The organism is Pseudonocardia sp. TMWB2A (assembly GCF_017312135.1).
This window is the reverse complement of record NZ_QKQY01000002.1, coordinates 4,137,546-4,154,771: the sequence shown is the minus strand read 5'-3', so window position 1 is coordinate 4,154,771 and position 17,226 is coordinate 4,137,546. Positions and strand designations below refer to the sequence as shown.

15 protein-coding genes are annotated in these 17,226 nt (G+C 74.8%); 10 read left to right on the top strand and 5 right to left on the bottom strand.

From position 1 onward, the window contains the following. Positions 1-2,223 (bottom strand): heavy metal translocating P-type ATPase, encoded by a 2,223-nt coding sequence (locus DMP17_RS33990; RefSeq protein ID WP_337831675.1) that lies wholly within the window; start codon positions 2,221-2,223, stop codon positions 1-3. 40 nt (positions 2,224-2,263) lie between these two features. After that, positions 2,264-2,542, bottom strand: a complete 279-nt coding sequence (locus DMP17_RS33985) for a DUF1490 family protein (protein ID WP_226357377.1) — start codon at positions 2,540-2,542, stop codon at positions 2,264-2,266. A gap of 288 nt (positions 2,543-2,830) precedes the next feature. On the opposite strand from DMP17_RS33985, the gene DMP17_RS33980 reads away from it, so the two are divergent. The 4 genes from DMP17_RS33980 (at position 2,831) to polA (ending at position 8,429) form a co-directional block, all read left to right on the top strand. Continuing rightward, positions 2,831-3,580, top strand: coding sequence for a YebC/PmpR family DNA-binding transcriptional regulator (locus tag DMP17_RS33980; protein WP_208823674.1), 750 nt, complete (start codon positions 2,831-2,833; stop codon positions 3,578-3,580). 100 nt (positions 3,581-3,680) lie between these two features. After that, on the top strand, positions 3,681-4,487 hold the full coding sequence (locus tag DMP17_RS33975) for a helix-turn-helix domain-containing protein (protein ID WP_226364960.1): 807 nt from the start codon (positions 3,681-3,683) through the stop codon (positions 4,485-4,487). Between the two features lie 103 nt (positions 4,488-4,590). Then, positions 4,591-5,586 carry an ABC transporter substrate-binding protein gene (locus DMP17_RS33970; protein WP_337831674.1) on the top strand — a complete coding sequence of 332 codons (996 nt, stop codon included), beginning with the start codon at positions 4,591-4,593 and terminating at the stop codon, positions 5,584-5,586. A 47-nt stretch (positions 5,587-5,633) separates the two neighbouring features. Further along, positions 5,634-8,429 carry a DNA polymerase I gene (gene polA / locus DMP17_RS33965; protein ID WP_337831673.1) on the top strand — a complete coding sequence of 932 codons (2,796 nt, stop codon included), beginning with the start codon at positions 5,634-5,636 and terminating at the stop codon, positions 8,427-8,429. A 27-nt stretch (positions 8,430-8,456) separates the two neighbouring features. On the opposite strand, the gene DMP17_RS33960 is transcribed toward polA, so the two are convergent. Genes DMP17_RS33960 through DMP17_RS33950 form a run of 3 tightly spaced genes read right to left on the bottom strand, consistent with a single transcriptional unit; the run spans position 8,457 to position 10,860 of the window. Continuing rightward, positions 8,457-9,056, bottom strand: a complete 600-nt coding sequence (locus DMP17_RS33960; protein ID WP_337831672.1) for a hypothetical protein — start codon at positions 9,054-9,056, stop codon at positions 8,457-8,459. 56 nt (positions 9,057-9,112) lie between these two features. Further along, a complete protein-coding gene (locus DMP17_RS33955) occupies positions 9,113-9,712 on the bottom strand; it encodes a molybdenum cofactor biosysynthesis protein (protein ID WP_226364963.1) in 600 nt (199 codons plus the stop codon). Further along, a complete protein-coding gene (locus DMP17_RS33950) occupies positions 9,712-10,860 on the bottom strand; it encodes an alpha/beta hydrolase (RefSeq protein WP_337831671.1) in 1,149 nt (382 codons plus the stop codon). The genes DMP17_RS33955 and DMP17_RS33950 overlap by 1 nt, the downstream gene beginning before the upstream one ends. 130 nt (positions 10,861-10,990) lie before the next feature. On the opposite strand from DMP17_RS33950, the gene ruvC reads away from it, so the two are divergent. From ruvC to secF, 6 genes are all read left to right on the top strand, one after another. Next, on the top strand, positions 10,991-11,641 hold the full coding sequence (gene ruvC / locus DMP17_RS33945) for a crossover junction endodeoxyribonuclease RuvC (RefSeq protein WP_226357526.1): 651 nt from the start codon (positions 10,991-10,993) through the stop codon (positions 11,639-11,641). 102 nt (positions 11,642-11,743) lie between these two features. Then, entirely contained in the window at positions 11,744-12,349 is a 606-nt protein-coding gene (ruvA, locus tag DMP17_RS33940) for a Holliday junction branch migration protein RuvA (protein ID WP_062395706.1), read from the top strand. Between the two features lie 23 nt (positions 12,350-12,372). Beyond that, complete coding sequence (gene ruvB, locus DMP17_RS33935; protein ID WP_337832781.1) at positions 12,373-13,419, top strand: Holliday junction branch migration DNA helicase RuvB; 1,047 nt, start codon at positions 12,373-12,375, stop codon at positions 13,417-13,419. A gap of 352 nt (positions 13,420-13,771) precedes the next feature. Then, positions 13,772-14,146, top strand: a complete 375-nt coding sequence (yajC, locus tag DMP17_RS33930) for a preprotein translocase subunit YajC (RefSeq protein WP_226357370.1) — start codon at positions 13,772-13,774, stop codon at positions 14,144-14,146. A 152-nt stretch (positions 14,147-14,298) separates the two neighbouring features. Then, on the top strand, positions 14,299-16,044 hold the full coding sequence (secD, locus tag DMP17_RS33925) for a protein translocase subunit SecD (protein ID WP_337831670.1): 1,746 nt from the start codon (positions 14,299-14,301) through the stop codon (positions 16,042-16,044). Continuing rightward, on the top strand, positions 16,041-17,195 hold the full coding sequence (gene secF / locus DMP17_RS33920) for a protein translocase subunit SecF (RefSeq protein ID WP_226364966.1): 1,155 nt from the start codon (positions 16,041-16,043) through the stop codon (positions 17,193-17,195). The genes secD and secF overlap by 4 nt, the downstream gene beginning before the upstream one ends. The last annotated feature ends 31 nt before the right edge of the window (positions 17,196-17,226 follow it).

The following is a 17,226-nucleotide window of genomic DNA, read 5'->3' as shown; positions in this document are numbered from 1 at the left end:
TCAGGCGGCCGGGGATCCGGCGACGACCTCACCCTCGACGACGGTCGTCGCCACCCCCGCGGGGATCCGGTAGCGGATCAGCCGGGAGCTGTTCGCGACGACCGCGACGCTGGAGGCGTTGTGCAGGATCGCCGCGACCACCGGTGACATCGCCCCGCCGGCGGAGACCAGCAGCCCGGCCGCGTTCACCGCGATCGACATGCCGTAGTTCTGCCGGATCAGGGTGATCGAGCGCCGCCCCAGGTCGCGCAGGTCGAGCAGTGCGTTGAGGTCATCGGCGGCGAGGGCGACGTCCGCGGTCTCGACCGCCACGTCGGTCCCGGCCACGCCCATCGCGATCCCGATGTCGGCCAGCGCCAGCGCCGGGGCGTCGTTCGTGCCGTCGCCGATCATCGCGACGGTGTGGCCCTGCGCCTGCAGCGCCCGCACCACGTCCTGCTTCTGCTCGGGCATGACCTCGGCCCGGTACTCGGTGATGCCGAGCTCCTCGGCGACGGCCTTCGCGGTCTGCGGGTGGTCGCCGGTGAGCATGACGATCCGGGTGACGCCGTCGGCGCGCAGCCGGTCCAGCACGTCACGGGCCTCGGCCCGCACGGTGTCGCGCAGCGAGACCAGGCCGACCAGTGCCCCGTCGACGGCCAGCAGCAGCGGCGTCTCCGAGGCCTTCTGCAGCCGCCGCACCCAGTCCGCGGCCTTGCGCGGCACCGTGACGCCCTGGGCGCGGAGCAGGTCGCGCGAGCCGATGAGCAGCACCCGGCCGTCGGCCTGGACGCGCATGCCCTGGCCGAGCAGGACCTCGCACTCCTCGTGCGGCGGGATCTCGATCCGCCGCTCCTCGGTGGAGCGGATGACCGCCTGGGCCAGCGGGTGCCGCGAGTGGATCTCCGACGACGCGGCGTAGGCCAGGACCTGCTCGGGCGACCAGTCGTCGTGGAAGGAGATGACGTTGGTGACGACCGGGCGGCCCTGGGTGAGCGTGCCGGTCTTGTCGAACACCACCGCGTCGACCCGGCCTGCCGCCTCGAGGTGCGCGCCGCCCTTGATGAGGATGCCGCGCCGCGCGCCGTTGCCGATCGCCGCGGAGATCGCCGTCGGGGTGGACAGGCCGACCGCGCACGGGCAGGCGATGAGCAGCATCGTCATCGCGCGCCGCACGTCGCGGGTGACGACCAGGGTCAGCGCCGAGAGCAGGAACGAGGCCGGCACGAACCGGCGGGAGAAGTTCTCGCCGACGGTCTGGATCGGGGCCCGGTCGTCCTGGGCCTGCTCGACCCGGTCGATGATCCGGCCGATCGCGGTGTCCTGGCCGACGGCCGTCGCCCGGACCACGATCCGGCCGCGCAGCAGCACCGACCCGGCGTGCAGGGTGTCGCCCGGGGCGACCGAGACCGGCAGCTGCTCGCCGGTGATCGCGGCCTGGTCGGCGACGCCCTCGCCCTCGACGACCTCGCCGTCGACGGGCAGCACGATCCGCTCGTGCACCACGACCTCGTCGCCCACCGACAGGTCGGCGATGTCGACCTCGACCTCGACGGTGCCGCCGTCGGGGGTGACGGTGCGGGTCCAGGTACGGGTGGTGGCGCCGGTGAGCAGCTCCGAGATCGCGCGCCGGGAGCGGCGCAGCGTCAGGTCCTGGAGGTACTCGCCGATGTTGAGCAGCCACAGCACGGTCAGTGCGACGACGTTCTCGCGCAGCACGAGGCTGGCGACGGTCGCCGCCGAGACGAGCGCGTCGGTGCCCGCGCCCCGGCCGCCGGCCAGCGAGCGCAGCGCGCCACGCAGGAACGGGTAGCCGGTGAAGATCGTGACGCCGGTGGCGACGGTGCGGCTGGCCGGGCCGAGCAGCGGCGGGCGGCGCAGCGCGTAGCGGCGGAAGCCGAGCGCGGCCAGCGCGACCCCGCCGACGACCAGCCGGGCCAGCTCGCCGTTGTGCTGGTCGGCCGAGCGCGGCGTGCGGGCCGCGGTGGCCTCCGGCTCGGCACGCAGGCCCTTGCCGATGGCCTCGACGAGCTCGACGCGGTCGCAGCCGGGGCGGTACCAGACGACGACGTTGCCGGTGCGCGGGTAGGCGTGCACCTGCCGCACCCCGCCGACGTGGTCCAGCTCGTCCTCGACGGCCACGGCCAGCGCGGTGCGCCCGCGCAGCGCGGGGACGGCGAAGCGGATGCGGCCCGCGGCGTCGCTGTGGACGGTGGCGTCCGGGCCGGCGGTGTCGGTGCTCACGGTCTCGCTCGTCTCGCTCGTCGTGCCCGGAGGACCGGGATCAGTGCTCGTGGCCGTGCCCGTGGCCGTTGCCCGGGGCGGGGGCCTCCTCGCCGATGCGGCCACGGGCCTCGGCCACGATGTCGGCGGTCGCCAGCCGGGCCTTCTCGGCACCGGTCTCGGCGGCGCGGGCGCCCTTGAGGCCCCAGGTGGTCACCGAGACGGCGGCCTCGCGGACGGCGCCCGAGCGCGCGACCTTCTTGACGCCGTCGTAGGCGACCGCGCCGGCCAGCCCGCTCACGACGAGCCCGACGGCCTTGCCTGCCACTGCTCCGAACACGTGCGCTCCTCTCGCGACCGGCGCCCGGTGCAGGTGCCGATAACGGTTGTCAGAGTAGTCCTCGCCGGGTCCCCGGCGGGACGCGGTGGCGAAGCATAGTCGATCTTGCATATGTCGGTGACGCGCGGGGTGTGCGCGGGCCCGGCCCGGCGCGGAGCCGCGTCGTCGGTAACATTGACGGGTTCCCGCAGGTCGGCCCGACCGCAGCTCGCGCTGCGGGGCGTCGGACCTGCCCCTCACCGCGCGTCGCGTGCGCGGTGCGAGCACGAGAGGTGGGCAGACGAGCCGATGAGCGGTCACTCCAAGTGGGCGACGACCAAGCACAAGAAGGCCGTGATCGACGCCCGCCGCGGCAAGATGTTCGCCAAGCTGATCAAGAACATCGAGGTCGCGGCCCGGACCGGCGGCGGTGACCCCGACGGCAACCCGACGCTCTACGACGCCATCCAGAAGGCGAAGAAGAGCTCGGTCCCGAACGACAACATCGACCGTGCGGTCAAGCGTGGTTCGGGTGCCGACGCCGGTGGCGCCGACTACCAGACGATCACCTACGAGGGCTACGGCCCGAACGGGGTCGCGGTGCTGGTCGAGTGTCTGTCCGACAACCGGAACCGGGCGGCGACCGAGGTCCGGACGGCGATGACCCGCAACGGCGGCACCATGGCCGACCCGGGGTCGGTGGCGTACCTGTTCCAGCGCAAGGGCGTCGTGGTGCTGCCGAAGGCCGAGCTGTCCGAGGACGACGTGCTGATGGCCGTCCTGGACGCCGGGGCCGAGGAGGTGAACGACCTCGGCGAGAGCTGGGAGGTCGTCTCCGAGCCGACCGACGTCGTCGCGGTGCGGACCGCGCTCCAGCAGAACGACATCGACTACGACTCCGCGGAGGCGGTCTTCGTGCCGTCGATGCAGGTCGAACTGGACGCCGACGGCGCGAAGAAGGTCTTCAAGCTGATCGAGGCGCTCGAGGACTCCGACGAGGTCCAGAACGTCTACGCCAACTTCGACGTCTCCGACGAGGTCATGGCCGAGGTCGGCTGAGCGGCAGGTCCCGTCCCGGTGCGGCCGTCCCCCTGGTGGGGGCGGCCGCATCGTCGTCCTCGGGGTCGGCACACCACTGGGTAAGGTGAGCCTGTCCTGAGTGGGGGTGGTGGTCGTGTCGGTGGGGGCGCAGGTCCTCGAGGTGGTCGACCGGGCGGTCGGGCCGCGGATCGAGGTGTACCGGTGGATCATCACCGCGCCCACCGCGTGGGCGGTCCACTCCCACGTCGACCACGAGTTCCTCGTCGTGGTCTCCGGCGGCGTCCGGGTCCGGGCCGGTGACCTCGTGCGGACGGCGGTGCCGGGCAGCGGGGTCTGGATCCCCGCCGGTGTCCGGCACGCGGTGTCGGCCCCGGCCGGGACGACCTTCCTCGTCGGCTACGTCGACCGCGACCGGCGCGCGACGGTGCCGGTCGGGCTGACCGGGTTCCCGACCCCGCCGCTGACGACCGCGCTCGCCGAGCACCTGATGTCGCCGGTCCTCGACGCGCCGGTGCGCGCCCGGGCCGAGGAGGTCCTGTGCGACCAGTTCGTCGGCGGGCCGACGGTGCTCCCGGACCTGCCGATGCCGCGGTCCGCGCCGGTGCGCCTGGTCGCGACCACGCTGCTCGGCACCCCGCAGGACCGGCGCACCCTGGAACAGTGGGGGTTCGTGGTCGGGGTGAGCGCCCGCACGCTGACCCGGCGGTTCACCGAGGAGACCGGGCTGGGCTTCGAGAGCTGGCGGCGGCGCTGCCGGGTGCTGTCCGCGCTCCCGCTGCTGACCGGTGCGCGGCCGGTGCGGGCGGTCGCCCACCGGGTCGGCTACCGGTCGGAGGCGGCGTTCGTCGCCGCGTTCCGCCGGGAGACCGGGACCACACCGGGACGCTGGTCGGCGCCGGTCGCCCGGCTCGACGGGACGGGCTGACCGTCTGCCGACACGTCGTGTCCGTCTGACACGCCGGGACCGGGCGAGACTCCTGCCCCGGGAGCCGTCCACACGGGACGGCGCGACCACGACGGAGACCCGCATGCCCGCCCCCGCCACCAGTCGTCGCCGGCTGCTCGCCGGCAGCCTCGGCCTGGCCCTGCTCGCCGCCTGCGGGCGCCCCGCCCCCGGCGACACCGACGGGGCGCCGGCCGCCGGCGGGTTCCCCCGGACCGTGCGCCACGAGGCGGGGGAGACCACGGTGCCCGCGGCCCCGGAGCGGGTGGTGGCGCTGTCGGACTACCTCGACCTGGACCTGGTCCTCGCGCTGGGCGTGCGGCCCGTGCTCTACGGGTTCACCGACGCCTGGGGCTCGGGGAACCTGCCGTGGCAGACCGAGGCGGGGGTGGCCGGGCTGACCCGGATGGACATCCCGACGTCGCAGGCCGAGCCCGAGCGGGTGGTGGCGGCCCGGCCGGACCTGCTGGTCGGGATGCCCCCCGCCGGCGAGCAGTACGACGTGCTCTCCCGGATCGCGCCGACGGTCTGCCTCGGGTGGGAGACCACCTGGCACGACGGCCTCGCGACGGTGGCCGCGGCGCTCGGCCGCGAGGACCGGGTCGAGGGCCTGGCGCAGCGGTACCGGGACACGGTGGCGACGGCGGCGGTGCGGCTGCGCGGGCTGGGCGGGCTGCCGGTAGTCGTCGGGTCGACCTACCACGGGCAGGTCTACGTCCAGGGCGACGCGAGCCCGATGGTGGGCCTGCTGCGCGACCTCGGCCTGACGGTGCACACCACCGGCCCGGACGCGGTCACCGAGTACTCGCCCGAGCAGGTGGACGTCCTGCGGCCGGCGGGTGTCCTGCTCTGCCCGGCGACCGACGCCGCCGGGACCGCCGCGGCGGAGGCCTCGGAGCTGTGGCGACGGCTGCCCGCCGTGGCGGCCGGCCGCTACAGCGTCCTGAGCCCGGTGCTCGCCCGGGGGCTGACCGAGAACCTGTCCCCGCTGAGCGTGGACTGGGCGCTGCGGACGCTGGTGCCGCTGCTGGAGCGCACCGCCGCGGGTGACGGTGTGCCGCTGGGCCGGGCCGGGAGCTGACCGGCGGCCGCGTTCACTGTCGGGGGTCGGTTCTAGACTCGCCGCCGATGAGCACAGCGACGCAGGGCACCCAGAAGTCGGCCTCGGCGAAGAAGAGGGCACCGGCGAAGCCGCGCCTGTTGCTGCTCGACGGCCACTCCCTGGCCTACCGGGCGTTCTTCGCGCTGCCCGCGGAGAACTTCCGCACCGGTACCGGGCAGACCACGAACGCGGTCTACGGCTTCACCTCGATGCTGATCAACCTGCTGCGCGACGAGGAGCCGACCCACCTCGCCGTGGCCTTCGACGTGTCGCGTAAGACCTTCCGCTCCGAGCGGTACGCCGAGTACAAGGCGAACCGTTCGTCGACGCCGGACGACTTCCGCGGCCAGATCGACCTCATCAAGGAGGTCCTGACCGCGCTGAACATCCCGGTGTTCGCCGTCGACGGGTACGAGGCCGACGACCTCATCGCCACCCTCGCCACCCAGGCCGAGGGGCACGGCTACCAGGTGCTCATCACCACCGGCGACCGTGACGCGTTCCAGCTGGTCACCGACGACGTCACCGTCCTGTACCCCAAGCGCGGCGTGTCCGACCTCGGCCGGATCGACCCGGCCGAGGTCGACAAGCGCTACGGGCTCACCCCGACCCAGTACCCGGACTTCGCGGCGCTGCGCGGCGACCCCTCGGACAACCTGCCCTCCATCCCCGGGGTGGGGGAGAAGACCGCGGCCAAGTGGGTCCGGGAGTTCGGCTCGCTCGCCGAGCTCACCGACCGGGTCGACGAGGTCAAGGGCAAGGCCGGGGACAACCTGCGGGCCAACCTGGCGAACGTGCTGCTCAACCGCCAGCTCACCGAGCTGGTGCGCGACGTCGACCTCGGCGCCGCCCCCGAGGAGCTCGAGCTGCGCCCGTGGGACCGCGACGCGGTGCACCGCCTGTTCGACGAGCTGGAGTTCCGGGTGCTGCGCGAGCGCCTGTTCTCCACCCTGTCCTCCGCCGAGCCCGAGGCCGAGTCCGGCTTCGAGGTCGCCGGCGAGGTCGTCGCACCCGGCGCGGTGCGGGCCTGGCTCGACGCCCACGCCCGCGACGGGCGTCGCGTCGCGGTGAGCTTCGCCGGGGTCACCGGCCCGATCGCCGGGCGCGACCTCGACGGGATCGCGCTCGCCGCGGGGGAGCCGACCGTCGAGCAACGGGCCGCCGGCGCCACCGCCGGTGTCCCGGCCGCCGGCTACCTCGCGCTGACCGGCCTCACCCCGGACGACGAGGCCGCCCTGGGCGACTGGCTCGCCGACGCGTCCGTGCCGAAGGCCGCGCACGACGTGAAGCCGGTGCTGCACGCGTTGCGCGCGCGGGGCTGGACCCTGGGCGGGCTGACCAGCGACACCGCGCTCGCCGCGTACCTCGCCAAGCCCGGGCAGCGGACCTTCGACCTGGCGGACCTCGCGCTGCGCTACCTGCGCCGCGAGCTGCGCACCGAGGAGCCCGCCGACGGGCAGCTGTCGCTGCTCGGCGGCGAGGAGGAGGCCGACGCCCAGGCCGCGGGGCAGGAGATGCTCGCGGCCTCGGCGATCGCCGAGCTCGCCGACGCCCTCGACGCCGACCTGGCCGAGCGGGGCGGCAGCGAGCTGCTGGCCGACCTGGAGCTGCCGCTGGCGTTCGTGCTGGCCGACTGCGAGGCCGCCGGGATCGCCGTCGACGGCGAGACCCTGTCCGACCTGGAGTCCGACTTCGGCGGCCAGGTCCGCGAGGCCGCGCGGCAGGCCTACGAGGTGATCGGCAAGGAGATCAACCTCGGCTCGCCCAAGCAGCTGCAGGTCGTCCTGTTCGACGAGCTGGAGATGCCCAAGACCAAGCGCACCAAGACCGGCTACACCACCGACGCGGACGCCTTGGCGAGCCTCTACGAGCAGACCGAGCACCCGTTCCTGCAGTTCCTGCTGCAGCACCGCGACGCGACCCGGCTCAAGGTGACCGTCGACGGGCTCATGAAGTCCGTCGCCGAGGACGGCCGGATCCACACCACGTACTCGCAGACGATCGCCGCGACCGGCCGGCTGTCCTCGACCGACCCGAACCTGCAGAACGTGCCGATCCGCACCGCCGCCGGGCGCCGAATCCGGGACGCGTTCGTCGTCGGGTCCGGGCCCGACGGCGCGCCGTACGCGGATCTGCTCACCGCGGACTACAGCCAGATCGAGATGCGGATCATGGCGCACCTGTCCGAGGACGCTGCGCTGATCGAGGCGTTCCGCTCGCAGCACGACTTCCACGCCGAGACCGCGGCCCGGGTCTTCGGCGTCGCGGCGACCGAGGTGTCGGTCGAGCAGCGCGCCAAGATCAAGGCGATGAACTACGGCCTGGCCTACGGGCTGTCGGCCTACGGCCTGTCCGGGCAGCTGCGGATCTCCACCGAGGAGGCCAAGGGGCTGATGGACGACTACTTCGCCGGGTTCGGCGGGGTGCGCGACTACCTCGCGGGTGTCGTCGACCAGGCCCGCAAGGACGGCTACACCGCCACCATCCTGGGGCGGCGCCGCTACCTGCCCGACCTGACCAGCGACAACCGTCAGCGCCGGGAGATGGCCGAGCGGATGGCGCTCAACGCCCCGATCCAGGGCAGCGCGGCGGACATCATCAAGGTCGCGATGCTCGGGGTGTACCGCGCGCTGCAGGCCGAGGGGCTGCGCAGCCGGATGCTGCTGCAGGTGCACGACGAGCTCGTCCTCGAGGTCGCCGACGGCGAGCGCGAGACCCTGGAGGCACTCGTGCGCCGGGAGATGGCGGCCGCGGCCGACCTGTCGGTGCCGCTGGAGGTGTCGGTCGGGTCCGGCCGCAGCTGGGACGCCGCCGCGCACTGACCCGGGCCCCGGCCCCCGGGGCCGGGGTCAGCCGGCGACCGCTCCCGGTGCGGGGGCGGCGCCGGTGCCGTACCCGGCTCCGGAGGGGTGGCGCAGGTGTCCGGGCGCGAGGACCCGGGCGGCACGGCCCAGCTCGGCGACGAGCTGCTCCACCGCGACGTCCTGCCGGCGGGCCGCCGCGTGCAGGATCGCGCAGAGCCGTCCGGCCGGGCCCATCGCGGCCGTGCCGCCGTTCGTGCCGCCGCTCGGGGCGTCGCCGGGGGTGGCGGTGCGGCGGGTGTCGCGTTCGTGGCGCAGCACCGCGGCCAGGTCACGTCCGGCGGCGGCGAGGACGTCGGCGTCGTCGGTGTGGATCACGACGACCGCGTCGGCGTCGCCCGCCGCGGCGACCGCGCGTTCCGCGGAACGCGACCACGCCCACAGCGCGCGGCGCCCGGCCAGCGACGCGGGCAGCTCCAGTCCGGCGGACTCGGCGTCGGCCAGGGCGACCAGGAGCCCGCCGATCCGGCCGGCCCGGCGCGCCCAGGTCGCCCGGTCCCCGGGCAGACCCCGGTGGACGACGACGCCCGCCTGCGTGGGGACGGCCGGTGGCTCGTCGGGGCGGCGGGGATGCGGGACCAGGGGCATCGGCGTCACCTCCTCCGGGGCCGACGCCGGTAGGGTCGCAAACCTCCCACCTGCTGTTACGTCGTCGCGGCGGACGGTGTGGACACCCCGCCGGACGGTCCGTGCCCGGCGTCCGGCGGTACGGCTGCCGCCGGTTCCAGGATCGTCAGCTCGGCCGGTCCGAGGCGGAGCACGCCGTCGTCGAGGGGCTCGCAGCGGACACCGCCCCGGCCGCGCAGCGCCGCCCACGCGCCGTCGCCGATCTCGGTGTCCATCCAGCGGCACGGCGCGGCGGCGCGGTGCGCGCGGAAGCGGACCGGCCCGTCGCCGGAGTCCAGGGCGAACAGCGCGCCGGTGCCGCCGCGGCCCGGTGCGGCGAGCGCATCGACCGGGGCGCCGCGCAGGACGACGTTGCGCCGCGCCGCGAGCGGGGTCGCGTCGACGGTGTCGCCGAGGACCGCGCGCAGGTGGTCCAGCGACTCCGCGGCCAGCAGGGTCACCGCGGCGCGGGCGTGGGCCGGGCGGCCGGCGTAGCGGTCGCCGACGATCCCGTGGCCGGCGCGGACCCGGATCTCGCGGCGCAGCGGCGGCTCCGGGTCGGGCCGGGGCCCGTCCGCGGGCCTGCCCTCGTAGGCGTGCCGGGACGCGGCCAGCAGGGCGGTGACCTCGACCCGCATCAGTTCAGCCCGGTCAGGAACCGGATCACGGCCTCCCGGGTCAGCTGCGCGCCCGGGCTGCCGAAGGGCCGGTCGAAGACGTGGTCGGCGTAGGGGACGGTGACCAGCCTGCCGTCGACCCCCGCGGCGCGGAGCTCCCGGTCGTAGGCGGCGACCCGGTCGGGCAGGACGTAGTGGTCCGCGGAGCCGAGCAGCAGCAGGGTCGGCGGGAGCCCCGGGCGGACCTGCTCGGCGGGGGAGAGCAGCCGCAGCAGGCCCGGCGCCTCGTCGGCGGTGCCGCCGAACAGGGTGCGCTGCAGGTCCGGGTCGACCAGCGTCAGGTCGACGGGCGGGTAGTAGGCGACCACGCCGACCGGCGGCGGGCCGGGCGTCGGCGGCGGGGCGTCGGCCGGGCCGGTGCCGCCGTACGCGGCCGGTGCCTCGGAGCACGCCAGCGTCCCGTCGAGCAGCCCGGACGTGGACGACAGCGCCAGCGTCGCGCCGGCGGACTGCCCGGCCAGCACCAGCCGCGCGGGGTCCAGACCCGCCTCGCCCGCGTGCGCGCGCACCCAGTCGACGGCGCACGCGACGTCGCGCTGCTGGTCGCGGCCGACGGGCTCGGGCGGCGGCAGCCGGTAGTCCACCGCCGCGACCGCCCAGCCGCGCTCGGCGAGCCACCGGTTCAGCGCGGTGCGGTCGCCGCGGTCCCCGCCCGTCCACGACCCGCCGTGCACCCACACCATCGTCGGGTGCGGACCCGCGCCGGTCGGCAGGTAGAGGTCCAGCGTGCGGCCGGGGGCGAACTCCACCGACCGGTCCGGCCTCCCGTCCGGCTGGCCCAGCTCGGTCAGCGCCGCCGTCCAGTCCAGCGGGACGCCCTGCTCGGACGCGGCCCGGCCCTGCGCGGCCAGCACCGTGACCGACCCGACGACCGCCGCCAGGGCGAGCACCGCCGTCGCGACGCCGGTGAACCGGGCACCCGCGGCCCGCGCCGCCAGCCCGAACAGGATCCCCAGCACCGCGGCCAGTGCCACGTGCAGCGGGTACGCGCCGGACAGGAACGACCCCGCGAGCCCGATCGCCGGGGTCTCGGGGCGGAAGGTCCCCACCAGCACGACCAGCAGCAGCGCGGCCCACACCCACGCGAGGACCCGGAGGAACGACGTCACCCGCGCACCCTGTCATCCCGGTCCGCCCGGCCCGGCCCGGACCCGCCGGTCCGGCGTGCCGCACGGGTGGGAGCGCCCCCACCGGTACGGTTCTCGAACGGCCGTGCGGATCCGAGGCGAGGGGGACGCGGTGCGGGTGCTCGGGGTCGACCCCGGACTGACGCGGTGCGGGATCGGCGTCGTCGAGGCCGGTGCGGGCCGGACCGTCGGGTTCGTCGACGTCGGCGTCGCCCGCAGCGAGCCGGACCTGCCGCTGGAACGGCGGCTGCTCACCGTCGCCGACGAGGTGGAGCGCTGGGTGGCCCGGCACCGCCCCGACGTGATCGCCGTCGAGCGGGTGTTCAGCCAGAACAACGTCCGCACCGTGATGGGCACCGCGCAGGTCAGCGGGGTCGTCGCGCTCGTCGCCGCACGGGCCGGGCTGCCGGTCGCCTTCCACACCCCCAGCGAGGTCAAGGCCGCCGTCACCGGGGAGGGCCGCGCGGGCAAGGCGCAGGTCACCGCGATGGTCACCCGGCTGCTCGGCCTCGACGCACCCCCGAAGCCCGCCGACGCCGCCGACGCGCTCGCGCTGGCCATCTGCCACTGCTGGCGCTCCCCGATGATCGACCGGATGGCGCAGGCGCAGGCCCGCGCCGAGGAGCTGGCCGCGGTGCACCGGGCCCGGCTCGCCGAGGCGCAGCGGGAGCAGGGCGGCGCCCGGCCCAGTGCCGCCCAGCAGTGGGCCGCGGCCCGCGCCGCGGCCGACGCCCGCTCGGCGGGCGGATGGCGCGCGCGCTGACCCGTCTCGCCCGGTGGTGGCGTGGTGTCGCGTGCGGTCCCGTCGGTGCGGCCCGGTAGCGTCGGTGCCTCGAACGGTCGTTCGTGGGAGGGGGACCTGTCAGTGATCCACTCGGTGCGCGGTCCGGTGCTGGAGATCGGGCTGGACCACGCCGTCGTCGAGGTCGGCGGGGTCGGGCTCGCGGTGTACGCCACGCCCGCCACGCTGGGCGGGCTGCGTCGCGGCGAGGAGGCCCGGCTGCCGACCACGCTGGTGGTGCGCGAGGACTCCCTGACCCTCTACGGGTTCGCCGACGCCGAGGAACGCGAGCTGTTCCTGCTGCTGCAGACGGTGTCCGGGATCGGGACGCGGCTCGCGCTCGCCACGATCGCGGTGCTGGAGCCGGACACGCTGCGCCGTGCCCTCGCCGACGGCGACCTCGCCGTGCTCACCCGCATCCCCGGCGTCGGGCGCAAGAGCGCCGAGCGCCTGGTCGTGGAGCTGCGCGACAAGGTGACCGCGCCCGTCGCGGTGCCCGCGGGTGCCGTCGCGGCCGCCCCGGCCCCGGTGCTCGGGGTGCGCGAGCAGGTCGTCGAGGCGCTGCTCGGGCTCGGCTTCACCCAGCGCCCGGCCGAGCAGGCCGTGGACGCGGTGCTGGCCCACGCACCCGACACCGACGCCCGGGACCTGCTGCGCACCGCGCTGTCGAGCCTCGGCAGGTCGCGGTGACCGACCCCGACCCCTACGCCGGGATCGACGGACATCTCGACGAGCGGGCCGTCGACGCCGCGGCCCAGCCCGGGGACACCGACGTCGAGGCGTCGCTGCGGCCCCGCTCGCTGGAGGAGTTCGTGGGGCAGCCACGGGTCCGCGAGCAGCTCCAGCTGGTGCTGGAGGGCGCCCGGCGCCGCGGCGACCCGCCGGACCACATCCTGCTGTCCGGCCCGCCCGGCCTCGGCAAGACCAGCCTCGCCATGATCATCGCCCAGGAGATGGGCGCCGCGATCCGGCTCACCTCCGGCCCCGCGCTGGAGCGGGCGGGGGACCTCGCCGCGATGTTGTCCAACCTCGTGCCCGGCGACGTGCTGTTCATCGACGAGATCCACCGCACCGCCCGCCCCGCCGAGGAGATGCTCTACCTCGCGATGGAGGACTTCCGGGTCGACGTGGTGGTCGGCAAGGGCCCGGGCGCCACCTCGATCCCGCTCGACGTCGCACCGTTCACCCTGGTCGGGGCCACGACGCGGGCCGGGTCGCTGACCGGTCCGCTGCGCGACCGGTTCGGGTTCACCGGGCAGATGGAGTTCTACGAAGTCCCCGAGCTGGAACGCGTGCTCCGCCGTGCCGCCGGGATCCTCGGCATCGACCTGCGCACGGACGGCGCGGCCGAGATCGCCGGGCGCTGCCGCGGCACCCCGCGGGTGGCGAACCGGCTGCTGCGCCGGGTCCGCGACTACGCCGAGGTCCGCGCGGACGGCGTCGTCACCCGGGAGGTCGCCCGCGACGCGCTGGCTGTCTACGACGTCGACGAGCTCGGCCTCGACCGGCTCGACCGCGCCGTGCTCGGCGCGCTGGTCCGCTCCTTCCACGGCGGCCCGGTCGGCGTCTCGACCCTCGCCGTCGCCGTGGGGGAGGAGCCGGGGACCGTCGAGGAGGTCTGCGAGCCCTACCTGGTGCGGGCCGGGATGATCGCCCGCACCCCGCGCGGCCGGGTCGCGACCCCGCTGGCCTGGACCCACCTGGGGCTGACCCCGCCCGCGGACGCACCGGCCGGGCACCGGGTCGACCCGCTGTTCTGACCCGGCGTGCCGTCTGGGCACCGGAGTGCGCGACCCGTCACACATGGGAGGATCCGGACGGACCGAACGGATCGGGCACCGCCCGGCCGGGACCACGGGCACCCTGGTGTCCGCACACCGCGCGGAGTCCTCCGGACACCGCGTGCCCGGCGGGCGTCCTGATGCGGGCGTACCGGAACGATCCGGGCGTCCGGCTCGTTCCGGGGCATGTCGGGCAGCCGGCGGGCCCCGGGTGACGCCGTTCGGCCCGTCGCACTGCGACGAGCGGTCCGCCTCCGGGAGGGGGCCGGCCGTCGGTGTCGGTCCCGGCTGGCACACTCACGATTACGAGACGAGACGGAGACCCCGCACGATGACTTCAATCCTCGCCCAGCAGGCCGGTGGCGGCTCGAGCATCTTCTCCCTGCTGCCGTTCCTCATCATCCTGCTGTTGTTCGTGCCGTTGTTCCTGAACGGCCGCAAGCAGCGCAGGCAGATGGCGGAGACGCAGGCGATGCAGCAGGCGCTGGAGGACGGCGACGTCGTCGTCACCACGTCCGGGCTGCGGGGCACCATCGTCGACGCCTCGTACGAGGACACGATCGACCTCGAGATCGCCGACGGCGTGGTCACCACCTGGCTGCGTGCGGCGATCCGGGAGAAGGTCGCGGCCGAGGAGGCGACGGAGGAGACCGTCGCCGAGCCGGCCGACAAGGACGCGTCGGAGAACAAGCCGACCATCCACTGAGCACGTCGGGAACGGGCCGGGCGGCCCGTTCCGGCGGCCTCGGCGTCCGTACCGGGCCCGGCCGCGGCTCTGCCGCACCGGCCCGGTGGGACGGCGACCGACCGTGAGGCCGGCCGCGGCCGCCGCACGAGTCGGATCAGGAGAACGATCACGTGGCAACGTCGTCGGGGCAGCAGCACGTGCGCCCCTGGCGCTACCTGACGGCCTTCGCAGGCATCGTCGTGGTGCTGTACGCACTGGTGTTCCTCACCGGGGGCGGCAACCTCACGCCGAAGCTGGGCATCGACCTGCAGGGTGGCACCCGCGTCACGCTCACCGCCCGCACCACCGACGGGCAGCCACCGCCGCGTGACCAGCTGATCCAGGCGCAGGACATCATCGAGCAGCGCGTCAACGGGCTCGGTGTCAGCGGCGCCGAGGTCCAGCTGGACGGCAGCAACATCGTCATCACCGTCCCCGGCGACGCCGGCGAGCAGGCCCGTTCCCTGGGCCAGACCGCGCAGCTGCGCTTCCGCGAGGTGCTGCAGGGCCCCGTCCCCGCGAACCAGGCCGCCGGGCAGCAGCCCGCGCCGGGCCAGGACGCTCAGTCCGGCCAGGCCCCCGCGAGCCAGGCCCCCGCGAGCCCCGCCCCGGCGCAGCCGCAGGGCATGGGTGAGCAGAGCCGTCCCGTCGCGCCGGTCGCGCAGGTCGCGCTGCTGCAGGACCCGCCGCCGACACCCGCGCCGTCCCCGACGCCGAGCCCGAGCGGGCTCGCGCCGGACGACCCGCGCGTCGCCGCCGAGGTCACGAAGCTCCGCGAGACCCGGCAGAGCACCGACCAGGCCACCCAGCTGCAGGCGCTGCTGTCGCTGAACTGCGGCGCACCGGACCCCCTGCAGGGCTACGACGACCCGACCAAGCCGCTGGTCGCCTGCAGCGAGGACGGGCAGACCAAGTACCTGCTCGGCCCGTCGTTCCTCGAGGGCACCGAGATCGCCTCGGCCCAGGCCCAGCAGAACCAGCAGGGCGTCGGCTGGGTGGTCGGGCTGACCTTCAAGCCGCAGGGCGCCGACACCTGGGGCCGGTACACGACCGAGAACGTCGGCAAGAACGTCGCGTTCGTCCTCGACGGCGACGTCGTCTCGGCCCCGACGATCAACCAGCCGATCTTCGGGCAGACCCAGATCTCGGGGCAGTTCAACCAGGACCGGGCCCAGCAGCTCGCCCAGGTGCTGCGCTACGGCTCGCTGCCGCTGTCGTTCGACTCCGGCAACGCCCAGACCGTCTCCGCCAGCCTCGGGCTCGCCTCGCTGGAGGCCGGGCTCATCGCCGGCGCCGTCGGCCTGGTGCTGGTGTTCGCCTACTGCCTGTTCTACTACCGCCTGCTCGGCATCCTGACGATGCTGTCGCTGGCCCTGTCCGGCCTGGTCGTCTACGCGGTGCTGATCCTGCTCGGGCGCTGGATCGGGTTCACCCTGGACCTGGCGGGCGTCGCCGGGTTCATCATCGCCATCGGCATCACGGCCGACTCGTTCGTCATCTTCTTCGAACGGCTCAAGGACGAGATGCGCGACGGCCGCACCTTCCGCTCGGCCGTCCCGCGTTCCTGGGAGCGGGCGCGGCGCACGATCCTCACCGCCGACGCGGTCAGCTTCCTCGCCGCCGCGGTGCTCTACATCCTGGCCGTCGGCGAGGTCCGCGGCTTCGCGTTCACCCTGGGCATGTCCACGGTCCTCGACCTCGTCGTCGTGTTCCTCGTGACGTTCCCGCTGGTCGTGCTCATCTCCCGGTCCAAGTCGCTGGGCAGGCCCGGGCTGTCCGGGCTCGCCGCGGTCGACCGGATCGGGTCGCGGCACCGCCGTGAGAAGCCGGCCGTCGGCAGGCGCGCGGCCACCACCGGGAAGGGAGCGGGCGCATGACGAACCCCGAGTCGCTGTCGGGCTGGACCCGGCTCACCACCGGCACCGCGAACGTCGACATCATCGGCCGCCGGAAGACCTGGTACATCGGCTTCGGCGTGCTCATCGCCGTCTGCGTGCTGTCGCTGGTCTTCCGGGGCTTCAACCTCGGGATCGACTTCACCGGCGGCTCGCAGATCCAGCTGCCCGCGAACGGCGCCGCCGGCACGATCAGCACCCAGCAGGTCGACCGGGTCTACGAGGGCGTGATCGGCTTCGCGCCCGAGGTCACCCAGTCCGTCGGGTCCGGCGACGCCGCGTCGATCGTGCTGCAGTCCGAGCCGCTGACCCCCGAGCAGCTCGTGCCGCTGCGCGAGGCGCTGTTCACCCAGCTGCAGCCGCTCGGCGCGGACGGCACCCCCAGCGCCGCCTCGATCAGCGACTCGCAGGTCTCGGGCACCTGGGGCGGTGAGGTCACCACGCAGGCGCTGATCGCGCTGGCGGTGTTCATCGTGCTGGTCACGCTGTTCCTGGCGTTCTACTTCGAGCGGGCGATGGCCGCCGCGGCGCTGATCGCGCTCGTCAACGACATCGTCGTGACCGCCGGGGTGTACTCGATCATCGGGCTGGAGGTCACCCCGGCCACCGTGATCGGCCTGTTGACCATCCTCGGGTTCTCGCTCTACGACACCGTCGTGGTGTTCGACAAGGTCCGGGAGAACTCCCGCGGGCTGCTGAAGCTGACCCGGCGCACCTACGCCGAGGCTGCGAACCTTGCGCTGAACCAGACGCTGATGCGGTCGATGAACACCTCGCTGATCGCGATCCTGCCGGTGCTCGGCCTGCTCGTGATCGGCGTCGGGCTGCTCGGCGTCGGCACCCTGGCCGACCTGGCCCTGGTCCAGCTCGTCGGCATGATCACCGGTGTCATCTCCTCGCTGCTGCTGGCGACCCCGGCGCTGGTCGACATCAAGCTGCGCGACAAGCGCGTCCGGGACCAGGCCGCCCGGGTCGAGGCCCGTCGTGCCCGCGCGGCCGGCCGGGGCGACACGGAGTCGGACGTCGAGGACGATCCGGCCACCGATACCCTCGCCGCCGTGAGCTCCTCCGCACCCGCCGCCCCGCGGCCCGGCGCCCGCCCGACCGGCAAGACCGGACGGCGTCGCGGGTGAGCGGGGCACAGGTCGACGGCATCCGGGTCGG